At 66.5% G+C, this 14,916-nt stretch carries 13 protein-coding genes; 6 read left to right on the top strand and 7 right to left on the bottom strand.

Features of this window, described 5'->3' with window-relative positions:
- Positions 1-37: 37 nt before the first annotated feature.
- The 4 genes from BST27_RS01660 to BST27_RS01645 form a co-directional block, all read right to left on the bottom strand.
- Positions 38-580 carry a hypothetical protein gene (locus tag BST27_RS01660; protein ID WP_069417763.1) on the bottom strand — a complete coding sequence of 181 codons (543 nt, stop codon included), beginning with the start codon at positions 578-580 and terminating at the stop codon, positions 38-40.
- A gap of 317 nt (positions 581-897) precedes the next feature.
- On the bottom strand, positions 898-1,116 hold the full coding sequence (locus tag BST27_RS01655) for a heavy-metal-associated domain-containing protein (RefSeq protein ID WP_069417762.1): 219 nt from the start codon (positions 1,114-1,116) through the stop codon (positions 898-900).
- 10 nt (positions 1,117-1,126) lie between these two features.
- Positions 1,127-2,494, bottom strand: a complete 1,368-nt coding sequence (locus BST27_RS01650) for an adenylate/guanylate cyclase domain-containing protein (protein ID WP_069417761.1) — start codon at positions 2,492-2,494, stop codon at positions 1,127-1,129.
- Between the two features lie 2 nt (positions 2,495-2,496).
- The gene (locus BST27_RS01645; protein WP_069417760.1) at positions 2,497-3,069 is read right to left on the bottom strand and encodes a TetR/AcrR family transcriptional regulator; all 573 of its coding nucleotides are present in this window, start codon (positions 3,067-3,069) and stop codon (positions 2,497-2,499) included.
- Between the two features lie 120 nt (positions 3,070-3,189).
- Between BST27_RS01645 and BST27_RS01640 the strand changes: the two genes are divergently transcribed.
- The 3 genes from BST27_RS01640 (at position 3,190) to BST27_RS01630 (ending at position 6,778) form a co-directional block, all read left to right on the top strand.
- Positions 3,190-4,137: an oxygenase MpaB family protein gene (locus BST27_RS01640; protein ID WP_069417759.1), complete on the top strand. Its 948-nt coding sequence runs from the start codon at positions 3,190-3,192 to the stop codon at positions 4,135-4,137.
- A 182-nt stretch (positions 4,138-4,319) separates the two neighbouring features.
- Positions 4,320-5,219 (top strand): SDR family NAD(P)-dependent oxidoreductase, encoded by a 900-nt coding sequence (locus tag BST27_RS01635; protein WP_069417758.1) that lies wholly within the window; start codon positions 4,320-4,322, stop codon positions 5,217-5,219.
- Positions 5,216-6,778 carry an AMP-binding protein gene (locus BST27_RS01630; RefSeq protein ID WP_069417757.1) on the top strand — a complete coding sequence of 521 codons (1,563 nt, stop codon included), beginning with the start codon at positions 5,216-5,218 and terminating at the stop codon, positions 6,776-6,778. Before BST27_RS01635 ends, BST27_RS01630 begins: the two co-directional genes overlap by 4 nt.
- 17 nt (positions 6,779-6,795) lie before the next feature.
- On the opposite strand, the gene BST27_RS01625 is transcribed toward BST27_RS01630, so the two are convergent.
- Together BST27_RS01625 and BST27_RS01620 are read right to left on the bottom strand one after the other, a co-directional pair.
- Positions 6,796-11,637 carry a cation-translocating P-type ATPase gene (locus BST27_RS01625; RefSeq protein WP_069417756.1) on the bottom strand — a complete coding sequence of 1,614 codons (4,842 nt, stop codon included), beginning with the start codon at positions 11,635-11,637 and terminating at the stop codon, positions 6,796-6,798.
- A 221-nt stretch (positions 11,638-11,858) separates the two neighbouring features.
- Positions 11,859-12,092 carry a hypothetical protein gene (locus BST27_RS01620; RefSeq protein ID WP_139804961.1) on the bottom strand — a complete coding sequence of 78 codons (234 nt, stop codon included), beginning with the start codon at positions 12,090-12,092 and terminating at the stop codon, positions 11,859-11,861.
- Between the two features lie 274 nt (positions 12,093-12,366).
- On the opposite strand from BST27_RS01620, the gene BST27_RS01615 reads away from it, so the two are divergent.
- The 3 genes from BST27_RS01615 to BST27_RS01605 all read left to right on the top strand — a co-directional run bounded on the left by BST27_RS01615 (position 12,367) and on the right by BST27_RS01605 (position 14,146).
- Positions 12,367-12,666 (top strand): PE family protein, encoded by a 300-nt coding sequence (locus BST27_RS01615; protein ID WP_069417754.1) that lies wholly within the window; start codon positions 12,367-12,369, stop codon positions 12,664-12,666.
- Between the two features lie 89 nt (positions 12,667-12,755).
- Positions 12,756-13,595: a rhomboid family intramembrane serine protease gene (locus tag BST27_RS01610; protein ID WP_079219612.1), complete on the top strand. Its 840-nt coding sequence runs from the start codon at positions 12,756-12,758 to the stop codon at positions 13,593-13,595.
- 89 nt (positions 13,596-13,684) lie between these two features.
- Entirely contained in the window at positions 13,685-14,146 is a 462-nt protein-coding gene (locus BST27_RS01605) for an SRPBCC family protein (RefSeq protein ID WP_069417847.1), read from the top strand.
- Here BST27_RS01605 and BST27_RS01600 read toward each other — a convergent pair.
- A complete protein-coding gene (locus tag BST27_RS01600; RefSeq protein WP_069417848.1) occupies positions 14,128-14,916 on the bottom strand; it encodes an SDR family NAD(P)-dependent oxidoreductase in 789 nt (262 codons plus the stop codon). The genes BST27_RS01605 and BST27_RS01600 overlap by 19 nt on opposite strands.

Here is a 14,916-nt window from a genome sequence, read left to right as displayed (position 1 = left end):
TGTGATGATGCAGCGCGATTGGCAGAGGTCTGGTGGCTTACTTCGCTTTGGCTGGGCCGGGTGCACCTGGTGGGTCGGGACCACCATGAGCGGTAGAGCGATGGCGGACGAGTAGCGTGCCAAACTTCTCGTAACTGATGATGGCCATCGAATAGAACGCCAAGTCCGAGATAGCCTTGGCCGCAACCCATCCGGCGATCACATTGCCGAGCGTCGCGGGGATGAGATAATAGGTCGCCGGGCGCACGGTGAGGCTGTCGATGAACTCAGCCGGGCCAAACTCGACGCTTATGCTGCGGAGCGCGAGTCCGGTGGCGACGACCCTTCGCGCCATTCCGCTGTGCCGGTCGAGCTGGCGGTGGGCGAGTCGGACCGCTGTGAGGAAGGCCGCGGCGTAGTAGCCGACCGTCGCACCGACGGTGCCTGCGACCGCTGCCGCAGCGAGCGAGCCGGTAGTAATGTAGGCAACCGCCGCACCACCTAATTCGGTTGCAGCACTGGTTATTTCGTACGGAAGGTACCGCTGGATCCATTCCCGAACACGACCGCGCCGACGCGGTGGCTCGCTAATGCTGCTCATCAGCACTTCCTCTGGGTCAGAGCTGCGTGGTTTGCGCCATTCATAGAGTGGTGCGAGTTCTGCTGTCTCACACCGGATATGAGTCCTTCGTTGAAGGGACCGTACAAGAAACTTTCCGGGAAGACAATTACTTTTGGTCAATGAGAATTGAACAGTTTTGAACTGAAATGCAGTAATTGTCAAACAAATTGAATGCGCTGCAATTGATGTTGAACTCGTCGACAATCGCCGCCGCTGTGTCGCGCGGTTGACAAGAACGCGCCGGTTGTTCAGAGCACGGCGAGACCTGATGGATCAGACGACGAAGCGCTCCGCCGTCAGCCCACCACCGAGAAGTCGCCCCCAGTTTTCAACGCCGCCTGAACCTCGTCACGGGTGAGTTCGACATCGGTCGAAATCCGCACCGTCGATGTGCCATTGGCCTTCAGGTCGATGTCGACGGCACGCACGGGCGGCAACGCCGTCAGGGCATTCGTGACAGTCTCCACGCACCCTTCGCACTTCAGCCCGTCGACCGAGAAGCTCTGTTCAGTCATGTCTCACCTTCTAAACCCGACTGGCCGCGTGCTCGCCTGCCAAAGCGCACAGCTGCCACCTACCCGGTACCCCTCTCAGCTCCCGTTCACCCCGATCTGTGAAGCGGTACCTCGAACCGGTGACAATATCGCGGACGGTCGACGACACCAGCACCTCGCTGGGGCCGGCTTGCGCCGCCACGCGCGCACCGATGTGAACGGCCATGCCCGCGACGTCATCCCCTCGTACTTCGACCTCGCCCGCATGGATGCCTACCCGGATCTCGATGTTCAGCACGCGCACGGCGTCGACGAGTTCGTCGCAGCACGCCAGCGCGGCACTCGGACTGGTGAACGTCGCAACGAAGCCGTCGCCGGCGGTGTTGACCTCCCGGCCGCCGAACCGCTGGATCTGGTGCCGAACGATCGTGTCGTGGCGGTCGAGCAGATCGCGCCACCGATGGTCGCCGAGCAGGGCCGCCCGCTCGGTCGAGCCGACGATGTCTGTGAAGACAATCGTGGTCAGCGCCCGCTCGGCGTCCCCTGCGCCACGCACGCCGGTGACGAACTCTTCGATCTCATCGAGCATGGGCCCGGTGTCCCCGACCCAGTAAAGGCTGTCTTCCCCGGAGAGCTCCACCAGCCGTGCTCCCGCGATGTGCTCGGCGAGATATTCGGCCTGCTCGATCGGACTGAACTGTCGATTGTTGCGGTGCAGGATGAGCGTCGGCGCCGAGATGCGGGGCAGGGTGTCGCGCACGTCGCCGTTCCTGACCGCCGTGATGATCGCGCGGGCCATGCTCGGCGAAGCGGCACGGTTGCCGGCCGCATCCCACCACGCGCGAAATGCGTTGTCGCCGGCCGCGCTCGGGGCGACGATGCCCAGGATGTCGAAGCCGCGTTCGACGGCGTCGGGCTCGATTGCGATGGTGGTGAACGGGTCGTTCTCGGCGATCTCGTGCCCTATCGGGTAGTCGGGTGCGCGCAGTGTCCGGGCTCCGCCGTTGACGAGCACGAGGCTGCTCACCCGCTCGGGATAGTCGGCCGCGACCACTAGCGCGGTCATGGTGGTGAAACTGGGCGCAAAGAGCGTCGCCCGCTCGCAGCCCACCGCGTTCATGACCGCGATCACGTCTTTGGCCCAGAATCTCGGCCCGATCATGTCCTGCGTCGAAACGCGAGACGACAGACCGATCCCGCGCTGGTCGTACCGGATCACGCGGGCAAAGGACGCAAGGCGGCGGTGAAATCGGTACATGGAGGGCTCGGAGTCGACCGTGTCGATCGGGATGGAGGGTCCGGGTAAAACCAACAGATCAATGGGGCCGTCGCCGAACACCTGATACGCGATGTCGACATCGCCGCAGGTTGCGTAGCGAGTTCGCGGGGCGGGCGCCACACCTACAGGCTAATGATCGGAACGAGATAACGAGCAGCGTATTCACGCACGGCTTCGTGATTCGAGGTGTCGAGGCGGTCGGTGGGGAACACGATGATGCCGAAGGCGACGCGCAACAAGATGTCCGAGATGTTCGCGAGGTCGATATCGGCGATGTCAGCACCGCAGCGACGCAGCGTGTACGCGATGCCGTCGGCGAATCGGCTGATGGGAAAGACCTCGGACCGCGAAAACATGCCGAGCAGATCCGGTTCGCTTTCGACTATGCGTGAGTACAACGCCGAGTCTTGGATCAGGCGCACTCCCAACGCGAAGGCCTCGACCACCGCCTCCTGCGGGTTGCACCCCTTGGTGGCCTGGTCCAACGTCGTGAAGAACACTTCCGCCTCGCGTCGCACGACGCGTTCGAACAGCTTGTCCTTGGTGGGAAAGCGCCGGTAGATGGTGCTGCGACTGACTCCGGCCCGGGCCGCGATGTCTTCGATATTCGCCCGGCGCAGGCCGTAGGTCTCAAACACGGCGCGGGCGGTGTCCAGGATGATTTCGTCCAGATCGAGACTTATTTCCGTCGGCATATGCGCCGGATCGTATCGTTCACCGACGAACCCGGGCGCGACAACGTGCTATTGTGGAACAAAGAAACAATTTTGTGTCAGTGATTCACCCGCGAGAGGGGCCGCGGGCGAGGAGGTGTGATGACGGCCCAATGGGCTGAACGGCCGGGGGGCCCCGACTTTGACAGCGGCGTGCGGGAAGCCGTCCCGATACTGGTCGAGGATAGTACCGCGGAGGATGCGGCCCGGCTGGGGCCAGAATCGCTGATCTGGAAGTTCTATGGCGATTACCGCACCCAGCTGTTCGGGTTTCAACGGACCGCGGGCACTGAGAACTGCATCGAACAACTTGCTCAAGGTGTGTTCGACCACTCGGTGATCTTCAGCGACACGCTGGGCAGGGCCCAGCGAACCGCACCGCCGCTGATGAAGACCGTCTATTCCGACGATCCGTACACGTGGGGCCGTACGGTGCGCGATTTCCACAAGCCGATCAAGGGCACCATCAGCGACGGTTCGCGGTACCACGCGCTGAACCCGGAGCTGTTCTACTGGGCGCACGCAACGTTCGTCGACCAGGTCCTCTACAACACCGACACTTTCATCCGCCGGTTGTCGCACGCGGAAAAAGAGCAAATCTTCCAGGAAAGCAAGATCTGGTACAGCCTCTACGGCGTCAGCGACCGCGGGCAACCGCAGACCTACGACGAATTCGTCGAGTACTGGGATGCAATGCTGGACCGGTTCGTGCCGCACAAGACCGTGCTGTACGGCACCGGTTATATCCGCAAAGGCATCCCGCGTCCGCGGAGGATTCCCAAGCCGATATGGAAGGTGCTCTCTGCACCGCTCAACGCCTACGTCCGCCTCGTCGTTGTCGGCACCTTGCCTCCGCAGATGCGTGAGGTGTGTGACCTGGAGTGGAACGCCAAGAAAGAGAAGCGTTTTCAGCGGTTCGCCGCAGCAATGCGTGCACTGAACCCGCTCATCAACCGGCTGCCACTGCGGATGGTCTACATGTCCTGGGCGGCCGACGCATGGATTCGCGTCGGCGTCGACCCGCGTCGGCTGCACAACCGCTCGGCGTAGCGCTGCCACGCCGAGCGCGCGCAAAATGCCGGCCTCGACGGTGTGTCGCCGTACAAACACGCGCGCTCGCGGGAACCGGGCAGGGGTCGGGGCGAGTGTGCCGCGTCTAGCGCCGGTGTGATCGTGGGTCAGAATGGGCACATAAAGGCCGACCGCAATCGAGCAATCGAGGGGTGCCGCCCATGAATCTGGTAGCGCAGGCTTGGCAACAGGCCTGGGGAGAAGCTACTGACAGATTGGCCAACCCGGCGCGGGATGCCGACCCTGACAAGCTCCGCAGCGCCGTTTCGGGCAAGACTGTCCTGATCACCGGCGCCTCCTACGGGGTAGGCGAGGCGACCGCGCGAAAAGTGGCCGCCGCCGGAGCGAGAGTGCTGATCGTGGCGCGCTCAGCCGAACGGCTCGACGACGTCGCCGCGGCGATCAATGCCGGCGGGGGCGAAGCGATCGCCTATCCGGCCGACCTGACCGACGAGACCGTCGTCAACGTGTTGACCAAGCAGATCACCGAGCACCACGGGGCGTTGGACATCGTGGTGAGCAACGCCGGCAAATCACTGCGCCGGTCCTTGCACAACCAATACGACCGGCCGCACGACTTCCAGCGCACCATCGACATCAATTACCTCGGCCCGATCTGGCTGCTGCTCGGACTGCTCCCGGCGATGCGGGAAAAGGGTCGCGGACACATCATCAACGTGTCCAGCGTCGGTGTGCGGGTGGTCCCGGGACCGCAGTGGGGCGCGTACCAGGCATCCAAGGGCGCCTTCGATCGTTGGCTGCGCAGCGTCGCACCAGAACTGCATGCCGACGGCGTGGACGTGACTTCGGTCTACTTCGCGCTGGTTCGCACTCGGATGATCGAGCCCACTCCCGTCTTGCGCAGACTGCCGGCTTTGAACGCCGACGAGGCCGCCGACGCCATAGCCAAGGCGATCATCGAGCGGCCGCGCACCAACGAGCCGCCGTGGATGTTGCCCGCCGAGGTGGCGTCGGTGTTGCTTGCCGGGCCGGCCGACCGCGCGGCCCGGCTGTGGCACCGCAGGTTCTTCGCCGAAGCCGGCAGGAAGGGCGAACAGTGACGGACAGCGTGGTCGGCACGGCGGCACGGGCAGTGCTGTTTTCGGGCCTGCTCGGTCCGCCCGGCCCGAGCGCAGCCGTGCGGCTGGTCCGCGAACTGGTCCGAAGTGGAACGAACCTGTATACGCTGCTTGCTATTTCGGCGGCACGTTGGCCGGACCGGACCGCGATCATCGACGACGACGGAGCGCTGAGCTACCGCGAGGTGCAATCAATCACCGAGGCGCTTGCCGACGAACTGCGCCGAGCGGGGGTGGGGCCGGGGCATGCCGTGGGCGTCATGTGCCGCAATGGACGCGACTTTGTCACCTCCGTATTCGCCACGGCCCTGGTGGGTGCGGACGTGGTTCTCGTCAACACGGAGTTCCGCAGCGACGCGCTCGGCGGTGCGCTGAAGTCTCACTCTGTCCGAACGATGCTCTGCGACAAGGAATTCGATAGCCAGATCCACGAAACCGAGCAGCAGATAAAGCTGTTCGACCCGCGGTCGGTTCCGGCGCAGGTCGACGTTGCGCGTCCAAAGGTAGCGCCGTCCGGCCGATTGATCCTGTTGACATCCGGGACGACGGGTGTGCCCAAGGGGGTGCCGCGCACACCGAAGTTGAATTCGGGCCTGGGTGTCGGCGTGACGATCCTCGAACGCACCAGGTTGCACGTCGGATCCCGAGTAGGCCTGGCAGTTCCGATGTTCCACGGGCTGGGCTTCGGCATCTTGATGCTCACCGTGGGACTCGGCGGCACCGTGCTCACGCATCGCCGTTTCGACGCCGAGACCACGCTTGCCCAGGCGTCGCTGCAACGCGCGGATGTGCTAAGCGTGGTGCCGATCATGCTGTCCCGCATTCTGGACCTGCCCCAACGGGTACGTGCGCGGAATCCGTTGCCGTCGCTGCGGGTGGTGATCTCCAGCGGCGACCGGCTTGATCCCAGCCTGGCGCGCCGATTCATGGACGCTTACGGCGACGTACTGTACAACCTCTACGGTTCCACCGAGGTCGGAATCGGTTCGCTGGCAACGCCGGTCGAGCTACGGCGTTGCCCGGAAACGGTGGGCCGACCGGTCGCCGGATGTCCGGTCCGTATCTACGACAGGCGCGGTCGGCCGGTCGGGCGGCGGGTGACCGGGCGCATCTTCGTCGGCGGCGGAATGGGATCCGACGGATACACCGGCGGCGGCTCCAAAGCCGTCATCGACGGGATGGTCAGCACCGGTGACATGGGCTACCTCGATGACGCCGGTCGGCTGTATATCGTTGGGCGCGAGGACGACATGATCCTTTCCGGCGGGGAGAACGTATACCCGCGGGCATTGGAGAATGCCCTGGCCGCCCACCCCGACATCGCCGAGAACGCGGTCGTCGGGGTGCCCGACGAACAATTCGGGCACCGGCTTGCCGCCTACGTCGTCCTGAAGGCGGACCGGGCCGTCGACGTGCCCGCATTGCGGGAGTTCCTGAAGGGCAAAGTGTCTCGTTTCGAGCAGCCACGGGACATCCATATCGTCGAAAGCATCCCGCGCAATCCCGCCGGCAAGGTGATACGCCGGGAGCTCACCAGCTGAGCTGTTCGGCGCAATTCCTACTCGGATTCTTCGAGCTCTTCGGATTCTCCGGGCTCTAGCGCGATGACCGTGTTGGTCAACCATTTCGGCGCCAGCACCGACAGCACGGTCGCCCCTGCTGTGGCACCGCCGACCCCGAGCCAGGCCACCGGCCCCAGCGGCGTGCACCCGAAGAATTGGCTCAGCCCCGGTGTTTGGATGATGCCGATCAGCGCCCCCGCGCTGCCCAGTGCCGTCGCCACGACGAGCGGACTGTGCTGTCGGGTGAGCAGCGTCTGGGCCAGCTGCGTCGTGACCAGAGCGGTCAGTCCCATTGTTGCCGTGCGTCTTTCGGTTCCAGGTGTCCAGCGTCCGATGGTCCAGGCGGCGGTCGCCCCGGCCGCCGTGACCACGCCGCGGTTGACGATCTGGCGCATCAGCGGCGCGTCCAGTGAGGGCGTTGGACCGGTCAACACCGCACGGCGATGGGCACGACGCGCCTCCTCGGCCTCTTCGTCGGTGTCGTACTCGGCCTCGTCCGGCTCGGCGAATTGCGACGTCACGGCGACCGCCAACGCGGGGAACATGTCGGTAAGCAGGTTCACCAGCAGCAACTGGCGGGTGCCGATCGGCGCCCGGCCGTTGCCGAAAGCGGTTCCCAGGACGGTGAACATCACCTCGCCGACGTTGCCGCCCACCAGGATCGTCACCGCGTCACGCACACCCGCCCACATGCCGCGCCCTTCGACCAGCGCGTCGATCAGCACGCCCAGGTCGTCGTCGGTCAAGACGATGTCGGCGGCCCCACGCGCGGCGGAGGAACCGCGGCCGCTCACCCCGATGCCGACATCGGCCATCCGGATCGCGGCGGCGTCGTTGGCGCCGTCGCCGACCATGGCGGTCACCCGCCCGCAGCGCTGCAGCGCCGCCACGATCTGGACCTTCTGTTCCGGGCTGACGCGGGCGAACACCTGAACGTCCGCGGCCAGTTTGGCGCGCGCGTCTTCGTCCAGGCCGGCGATCTCGGCACCCGTCACGACCCGCACGTCGGCTGGCAGCCCCAACTGGCGGGCGATCGCCCGGGCGGTCACGGGGTGGTCGCCGGTGATCAGCACGACGTTGCGGTCGGCGTCCAGCAAGGCCTCGATCAGTGGGCGCGACGAGGGCCGCGCGGTGTCCGCCAGTCCGACGTAGCCGAGCAGTTCAAGGTCCTTGGCGGCTTCGTCGACGGCATCGGCATCGGTGTCCTCGTCCTCGGTGGTCCCGTTGTCCCACGGGCGTTGCGCCACCGCGAGCACCCGCAAGCCCTGTTCGGCGAGTTCGTGCACCAGCGTTTCGGCATGTTCGATCTCGGTGTCGGGATCGGCGAACCGGCAGCGCGGCAGGATCTCCTCCGGTGCGCCTTTGACCATCAGCATCGGTTTGGTGCGCTTCGCACGCGCCGTACCTATCGTGGCGGCATAGCCCCGACTGGATTCGAAGGGCACCTCTGCCAGCACCGTCCAGTCCGAATCGCCTTGCCCGTCAAGCGAAATCGCCGCGGTGATGATTGCTTCGTCGGTGGCGTGCGCGTGTCCCTCGCCGTTGTGCGGCTGGGTCGACGCGCGCGCCGCGGCCTGCAGTATCTCGGGGTCCGGTTTCTCGGGCAGCGGGTCACCCGGGGCGGCGTCGCGCGGAATGGCGCATACGACGCGTAGTCGGTTCTCGGTCAGCGTGCCGGTCTTGTCGAAGCAGATGGTGTCGACCCGGCCCAGCGCTTCGATGGTGCGCGGCGAGCGCACCAAAGCCCCTCGTGCGGTCAGCCGTTGGGCCGCGGCGAGCTGGGAGAGGGTGGCAACCAGCGGCAGGCCTTCGGGGACCGCGGCCACGGCGATGGCCACGCCGTCGGCAACGGCCTGCCGCAGCGAGGCGCGGCGCAACAGCGCCAACCCGGTTACTGCGGCGCCCCCCGCCAGGGTCATCGGCAGCACCTTGCTGGTCAGTTCGCGCAGCCGGGCCTGGACCCCCGCCGACGTCTCGACGTCGGCGACGGCCGAGATCGCGCGGTGGGCGGCGGTGCCAACCCCGGTGGCCACCACGATCGCGCGGGCGTGTCCGGCGACGATTGTGCTTCCTTCGAAAAGCATGCTGGCGCGGTCCGGGTCGGCGACGGCTACCGGATCCACCTGCTTGTCGACCGGCAACGACTCACCGGTGAGGAACGACTCGTCGACCTCGAGGTCCTCGGCGATCAACACGCGGGCATCCGCCGGGACCACTTCCGGCGCGGCCAGGTCGATGACGTCGCCCACCCGCAACGACTTCGCCGAGACCGTAACCGTGCGCGTCGCGTGCCGGGCCGCCTCCAGCCGTCGTCGCGTCGTCGCCATTGCCGGAACGACGACGCGACGCACCAGTTGATCCTGTTCGGCGAACAACTCGGCGGCCGCCGCCTCGGCCCGCAACCGCTGCACACCGCCGGTCAACGCGTTGACCGCCATCACGCCCGCGACCAGCACCGCGTCGACATTGCTGCCGACGATCGCGGACGCCGCCGCCCCGACCGCCAGGATCGGAGTCAGCGGATCGGAGAGTTCGACTCGGGTCGCCCGTGCCAAGCGGCCCAGCGTCTGGATCGGGCCGCGCAGCGGCGCGACCGCCGGCTCGTAGGAGAGGTCGCTGAGCCGGCGTCGCCAGGTCGGAGTCGCGGCTTCCACCGCCAAGGGGCGTTTTCCGCCGGCCAGTCGCGAGTACACGATCTCGGGGTCCAGTGCATGCCACGCGGTCAACGGCTGCGGCGTGGGATCGGGCAGTCGCAGCACCCGCGCGGCCGACCACGTTCCGGAGATCAACGCCGTCGCCGCGGCGGCGTTGACCGGGTTGAGCCAGCGCCGCAGGCTGGCCGGATTACTGGTCCGGTCTTGCTCACCCGTGACCAGCAGCAGCCCGGCCAGCGTCGTGCCGCCCTGAGCGAGGTGCACGGCCGACTCGCTCGCCGCGCGGGCCGCCGGGAGCGCCGACAGTAGCCGCACTGCCGCCGCCAGGTCGGTGCCGGTGATGATGTCGGCGGTCCACGGGGTGGCGGCGCGGGGATCGTCGAGGGCCACGCCGACGTCGGCAATGGCCAACGCGGCCAGCGTGTCGGTCGAGGCGAAGTCGCGGTGCAGGGCGGTGATCAGCAATACCGGCCCGCGGTCCGCCCGCAGTTCCCGCACCAGCTTGAGCAGCGGTGTGCCGGGCGGATGCGTCGATCCGACGCTGGCCGACAGATCCTCGGTACCGGCCACGTTGCGCAACACCACCCGGGCTCCAGTGCGATGGGCGGTTTGCAGCAGCGCAACCGCGTACGGGTCGACCTCCCAGCCCACGTCGACGCTGCCGACCCGCTCGCCGTCGCAAATCAGCTCCGCGTGTTCGAGGCCCTGGGCCGGCGTCGCCGACGGGCCCTGCGATCGGATCCACTTCAGCCGCGCGCCGGTGGCGGGCAATTCGTCGGGGTCTGGCTCGGGAGCCTCCTCCCCGTGTAGCAGCGCGTCGGCAACCTCGTAGACCCGGTCGTCGTCCCAGCCCGGTGCCTCTCCCCGCGAATGCAAGACGGCGCGGTGATCACCGCGCAGCGCGGCCCCGTCGATGACGACCACCTTCACCCGGTCCAGGCGCCGGAGTGCACCCGGATCCAGTACCAGCAGTCCCTGGTTGGCCAGGCCGCGTCCCAGGGTCGCGGCGAACGCCTGCCGCCCGAGGTGGGCGGCTTTCGGCACGCCGGCCAGGATCGCCTCGGCGGCCTCCGCGGCGCCACCGCCGGCGAACAATGCGCCCGCGGCAGCGATGACCGAGCCGTTCGCCGCCTGATTGACGTACTCCTCGATCGGGCCGGCCATCGACCCTTTCGCGGTGTCTATCGCCGAGTCGATGGCGCCGTCGACGACGACGTGCGAGGCTTCGCCCGCGGCCGCCGCCGCCCAGTTGTGACGAGGCGCGTGCTCTTCCCCCGAGGAGGAAAGTACCGACACCACCGGCGCTTGCGGCCGGGTCGGCGAGGCCAACTCGGGCTCCCGTTCGCGCCACCGCTGCCGGTGCGCCGCAGCCTCGGACAGCTGGAGGCCACGTTGCACGAGGTCCAGCACCGGTGTGCCGACCGACTGGCTCAACCCGTACGCCAACGCCGTCGAACCACTCAGCGCGATATCGGTGCCCACCCGGCCGAGCCTTGATTCGAGGACCGACACCACGCGCGGTTGGTAGTTGATCAGAGCGGCGGCGGCGCGGGCGCTGCGCGGCGCCACCGGCAGCCGGGTGAACCAGCCAGTGACCGCGGCGCTGATGGCCACGACGTCCATCGCCGCGGCGGTCAGCGGCACCAGAATGGCCAGCGGATTGCCGGGGTCGGCGAAGGGCGCGGCCGGAGGCGCCGACCCGGAGTCCGTCTCGGACAAATCGGCGCTGACCGCGGCGACGGTCTCGCGAATCTGGTCTAGGACGTCGTCGGTGTCAGCGTCTGCCTCGATCTCGACGACCAACCGACCGAGGGACCCCTCGACGTGGGCCTGGGCCACTCCCGGAATTCTGCGTACCGGTTCCTCGACCACGGCGGCGTGCTCGTGCCAGCGCGGAAACGGCAGCAGCGGATCGAGGTCGAAGTGCACCCGGCGCCCGCTCTGCCAACGAATCGGTGGCCCGATGGTGTCCTCAGCGCCGTCAGCGGAGTCTCGTTGGCCGAGCATTCGGCTGGTCGATTGAGCCGCCGTCTCCACCACCGGGACGACGAGGTCTACCACTGGACTGGTCAAGGTCTGAACCGTGCCGGCAGCGCCGGTCGCACCACTGATCCCGGCTCGCAACGCAAGTGCCGCCCCGCTGGTGATACCGCCGATGACGCCGGCCACACCCGGGATTTTCATTCGGCCACCTCTCGACTATGTCCAGCGCCAATCCTCCTGGCGTCTAACGGCCCTGTCCACATGTGAGGGCGTGCGCACACCGGGCGGTGCCCCCTGGCCGCCTCGCATTGAGTCTGCGGATTCGGCGGGAAAGTGCGAGAAGGCGCCGCCAAGGGCGCAGAGTCAACGGACCGAGTTAGCCCCTGGATGGGGCTAACTCAGCATTCCCCCAGCTAGGTGGACTACAGGTAGCGGTGGTGGGCCTTGCCGACGTGATACCCGGTGGGGAATGACTTCTCGATGACCTGGAGCTGGTGGTCAACCCTGGACTCAAGTTCCAGGACCACACAGCTGTCGCCAACGGTCTTGGATTCGAGAACTATGTAGCGTTGACCGCCATCGGTGATCGGGTCACCCGAGTGCAAAGCCTCCACGGGTACTAATTCGGCATCTCCGTCTGATCCCTCTGACTGCACGCGATTCACAGTAAGCCAATTCCGCTGAGCAGGGAACACCCGCGAGCTGGTAATGCCTGATCACCGCCATTGCCCGGCCTCGAGTGGTGCCCAGGTAGAAGCCCTGTCGGCCAACTGCTTTGGCGTCGCGACCGGGGCTGCTCGGCACGGGCGGAAGGCCAAAAAATTGGTGCACGGGGCACCTCTGAAGCGCGGTTAGGCTTTATTCACTGCCGATTTTCAACGGCGACCGCAGAAATCCGACTGGTCCCCGGGCTTAGTGAAAGGCGTCCAAATGTCGTTTGTGATTGCACTTCCGGAGAAAGTAGCCGAGGCCGCAGCCGATCTGGCGGCCATCCGTTCCTCGCTCAGCGCCGCCAATTCGGCCGCCGCGGCTCCCACGTCGGGTGTGATGCCTCCCGGCGCGGATGCGGTCTCGGCAACCATCGCGGCCCTCTTCGGCGCGCACGCCCAGGCTTACCAGAAATTGAGTGCTCAGGCGGTCGCGTTCCACGACCAGGTGGTGCAATTGCTCGCCGCTGGCGGGAAGGCATACGAAGCCGCCGAAGCAGCCAACGCGACACCCTTGGTGTGACCGCCCCCGCGTGCTCACTCATGCTGCGAGCGACTCCACGAAACTGACGCTGATCGGGTCAGGCAAGGCGTTCAGGCAACAATGGTGCGGTGAGTGGGCCCAGCACGTCGCAGACGCCAGCCTGTTATCGCCACCCCCAGCGGACCACGTACGTCCGCTGCACCCGATGTGACCGCTACATCTGCGGGGAATGCATGCGGGTGAGCCCGGTCGGCCACCAGTGCGCCGAGTGTGTGGAGGAGGGCGCTCGCACGATCCGTCAGCCGACGCTGCAATTCGGCGGGCAGCAGCTGTCGCCGACCCCGGTGGTCACCGTCGTGCTGATCGGGCTGAACGTGCTGGCTTTCGTCTTGCAGCTGGCGTTGCCTGGCGTGACGCGGGAGTTCGCCCTGTCGGCGCCCGACGTCGCCGACGGACAGGTGTACCGACTGGTGACCTCGGCGTTCTTGCACTATGGCGCGGCGCACCTGTTGCTGAACATGTGGGGCCTGTATGTGGTGGGGGCTCCGCTGGAAGCGCTGTTGGGGCAGGTGAGGTACGCCGGGCTGTATGGGTTGAGCGCGCTGGGCGGCTCGGTGCTGGTCTATCTGATCTCGCCACTCGGCTCGCTGACGGCAGGGGCGTCGGGGGCGGTGTTCGGCCTGTTCGGCGCCTTGGCAGTGGTGGCGCGGCGACTCAACTTCGATGTGCGCTGGATTGTCGCCGTCATCGCGATCAACCTGGTCTTCAACTTCGCCGCCCCCGCTATGGGCTCGGGCCCGATCAGCTGGCAGGCACACGTGGGTGGTTTGGTGACCGGGACATTGGTAGGCGCGGTCTATGTGTACGCGCCCAGGGAGCGGCGAACGCTGATCCAGGTCGCGGTCACGACCGTTCTGCTGGTGGTTTTCGTCGCGTTGATCTGTTGGCGCACAGTTCTTCTCTCGTGAGAAGACACAAACTTGTGTCAAACGCCGTGGAATAACACGAGTTTGCGTCTGCTCGCCTGCTCGCAAAGGGTGGGGCTATGTTGTTTTGCATGGGTTGGTGGGTTGCGCACGCCGAGCGGACCTTGAGCGAGGAGGTGCCCGCACCACCGGAAGCGGTCCGCGACTTCTACGTCGACCTGCACAACATCAAACTCGTCCACCCGTTGATCGTGTCGGTACAGGTGCTCTCGCGTAGCGAAACACCGGAGGGCTATCGGCAGACGTACCGGGTGGTTGACCGGATTCCGTTGGGTCCGATCACCATTCGAACCAGCTACGTCGCCCGACTGGATGTGCCCGGGTCGGGTGACGTCAAGACGCAGGCCGACCAGTCGCCGGGCGTGCGCCTACGCGGAACGGTGACGTTCGCGCCCACTGAAGCCGGCACCCGCGTCACCGAACGAATTCACATCGCTGCGCCCCGTCCGCTGGCTAGATTCACCATTCGCGAAGCGGTCAAGGCGCACATCGAGATGCTCTCGGGCATCCGGCGTCACTTCGAATCGGGCTGAGCGGGTTTCCATTCCGAGGTCAACGCCAACTCGGACAGGTACTTCGTGGAGCTCCAGCCCCCGTCGACGACGATCGTCTGCCCGTTGATGAAGGCGCCGCCGGGCGAGCACAGGAACGCGACCGTGCTGGCTATATCGTCGACGGTGCCTAGCCGCTGATGCGGCGTCATCTCGACCTGCATCCGTCTGAAGCCCTGGTTCTGCAGCCGCTGCTCGGTCATCGGTGTCTGAATCACCCCGGGAGCCACCGCATTGCAGCGTATTCCCTGGGATCCGTATTGACACGCGATGTGGGTGGTCAGCGCCGTGAGCCCGCCCTTGGCGGCAGAGTAGGCGCCACCGCGCATCCCGCCGACGACCGCGAACGTGGAGGTGATATTGATGATCGCCGACCCGGGCGCCATGTGCGGCAGCACTTCGCGTGCGAGCCGAAATGGCGCCCGCAGCATCAAACCCAGGAAATAGTCCAGGGATTCGTCGTCGGTCTCGTGCAGGGGCTTGGGGCTGCCCACCCCGGCGTTGTTGATCAGGAAGTCGATGCGCCCCCATCGGGACACGGCGGCGTCGGCGATCTGCCGCGGTGCGCCGTCGTCGGTGAGGTCGGCCGCGTGCGTTGCGACCCGAGCGGGATCACCGATCGCCCGTGCCAGTTCGGCCAGCCTGTCTTCGCTGCGGCCCGTCGCCAACACCGCGATACCCGCCTCGGCAAGTTTCGTGGCGCAACCGAAACCGATCCCGCCGGTCGCCCCCGTGACGATCGCCACCTGCAT

The organism is Mycobacterium intermedium, assembly GCF_002086275.1.
GTDB lineage: Bacteria > Actinomycetota > Actinomycetes > Mycobacteriales > Mycobacteriaceae > Mycobacterium > Mycobacterium intermedium.
The sequence above is the reverse complement of the archived record's forward strand: the minus strand, read 5'-3'. Positions and strand labels throughout refer to the sequence as shown.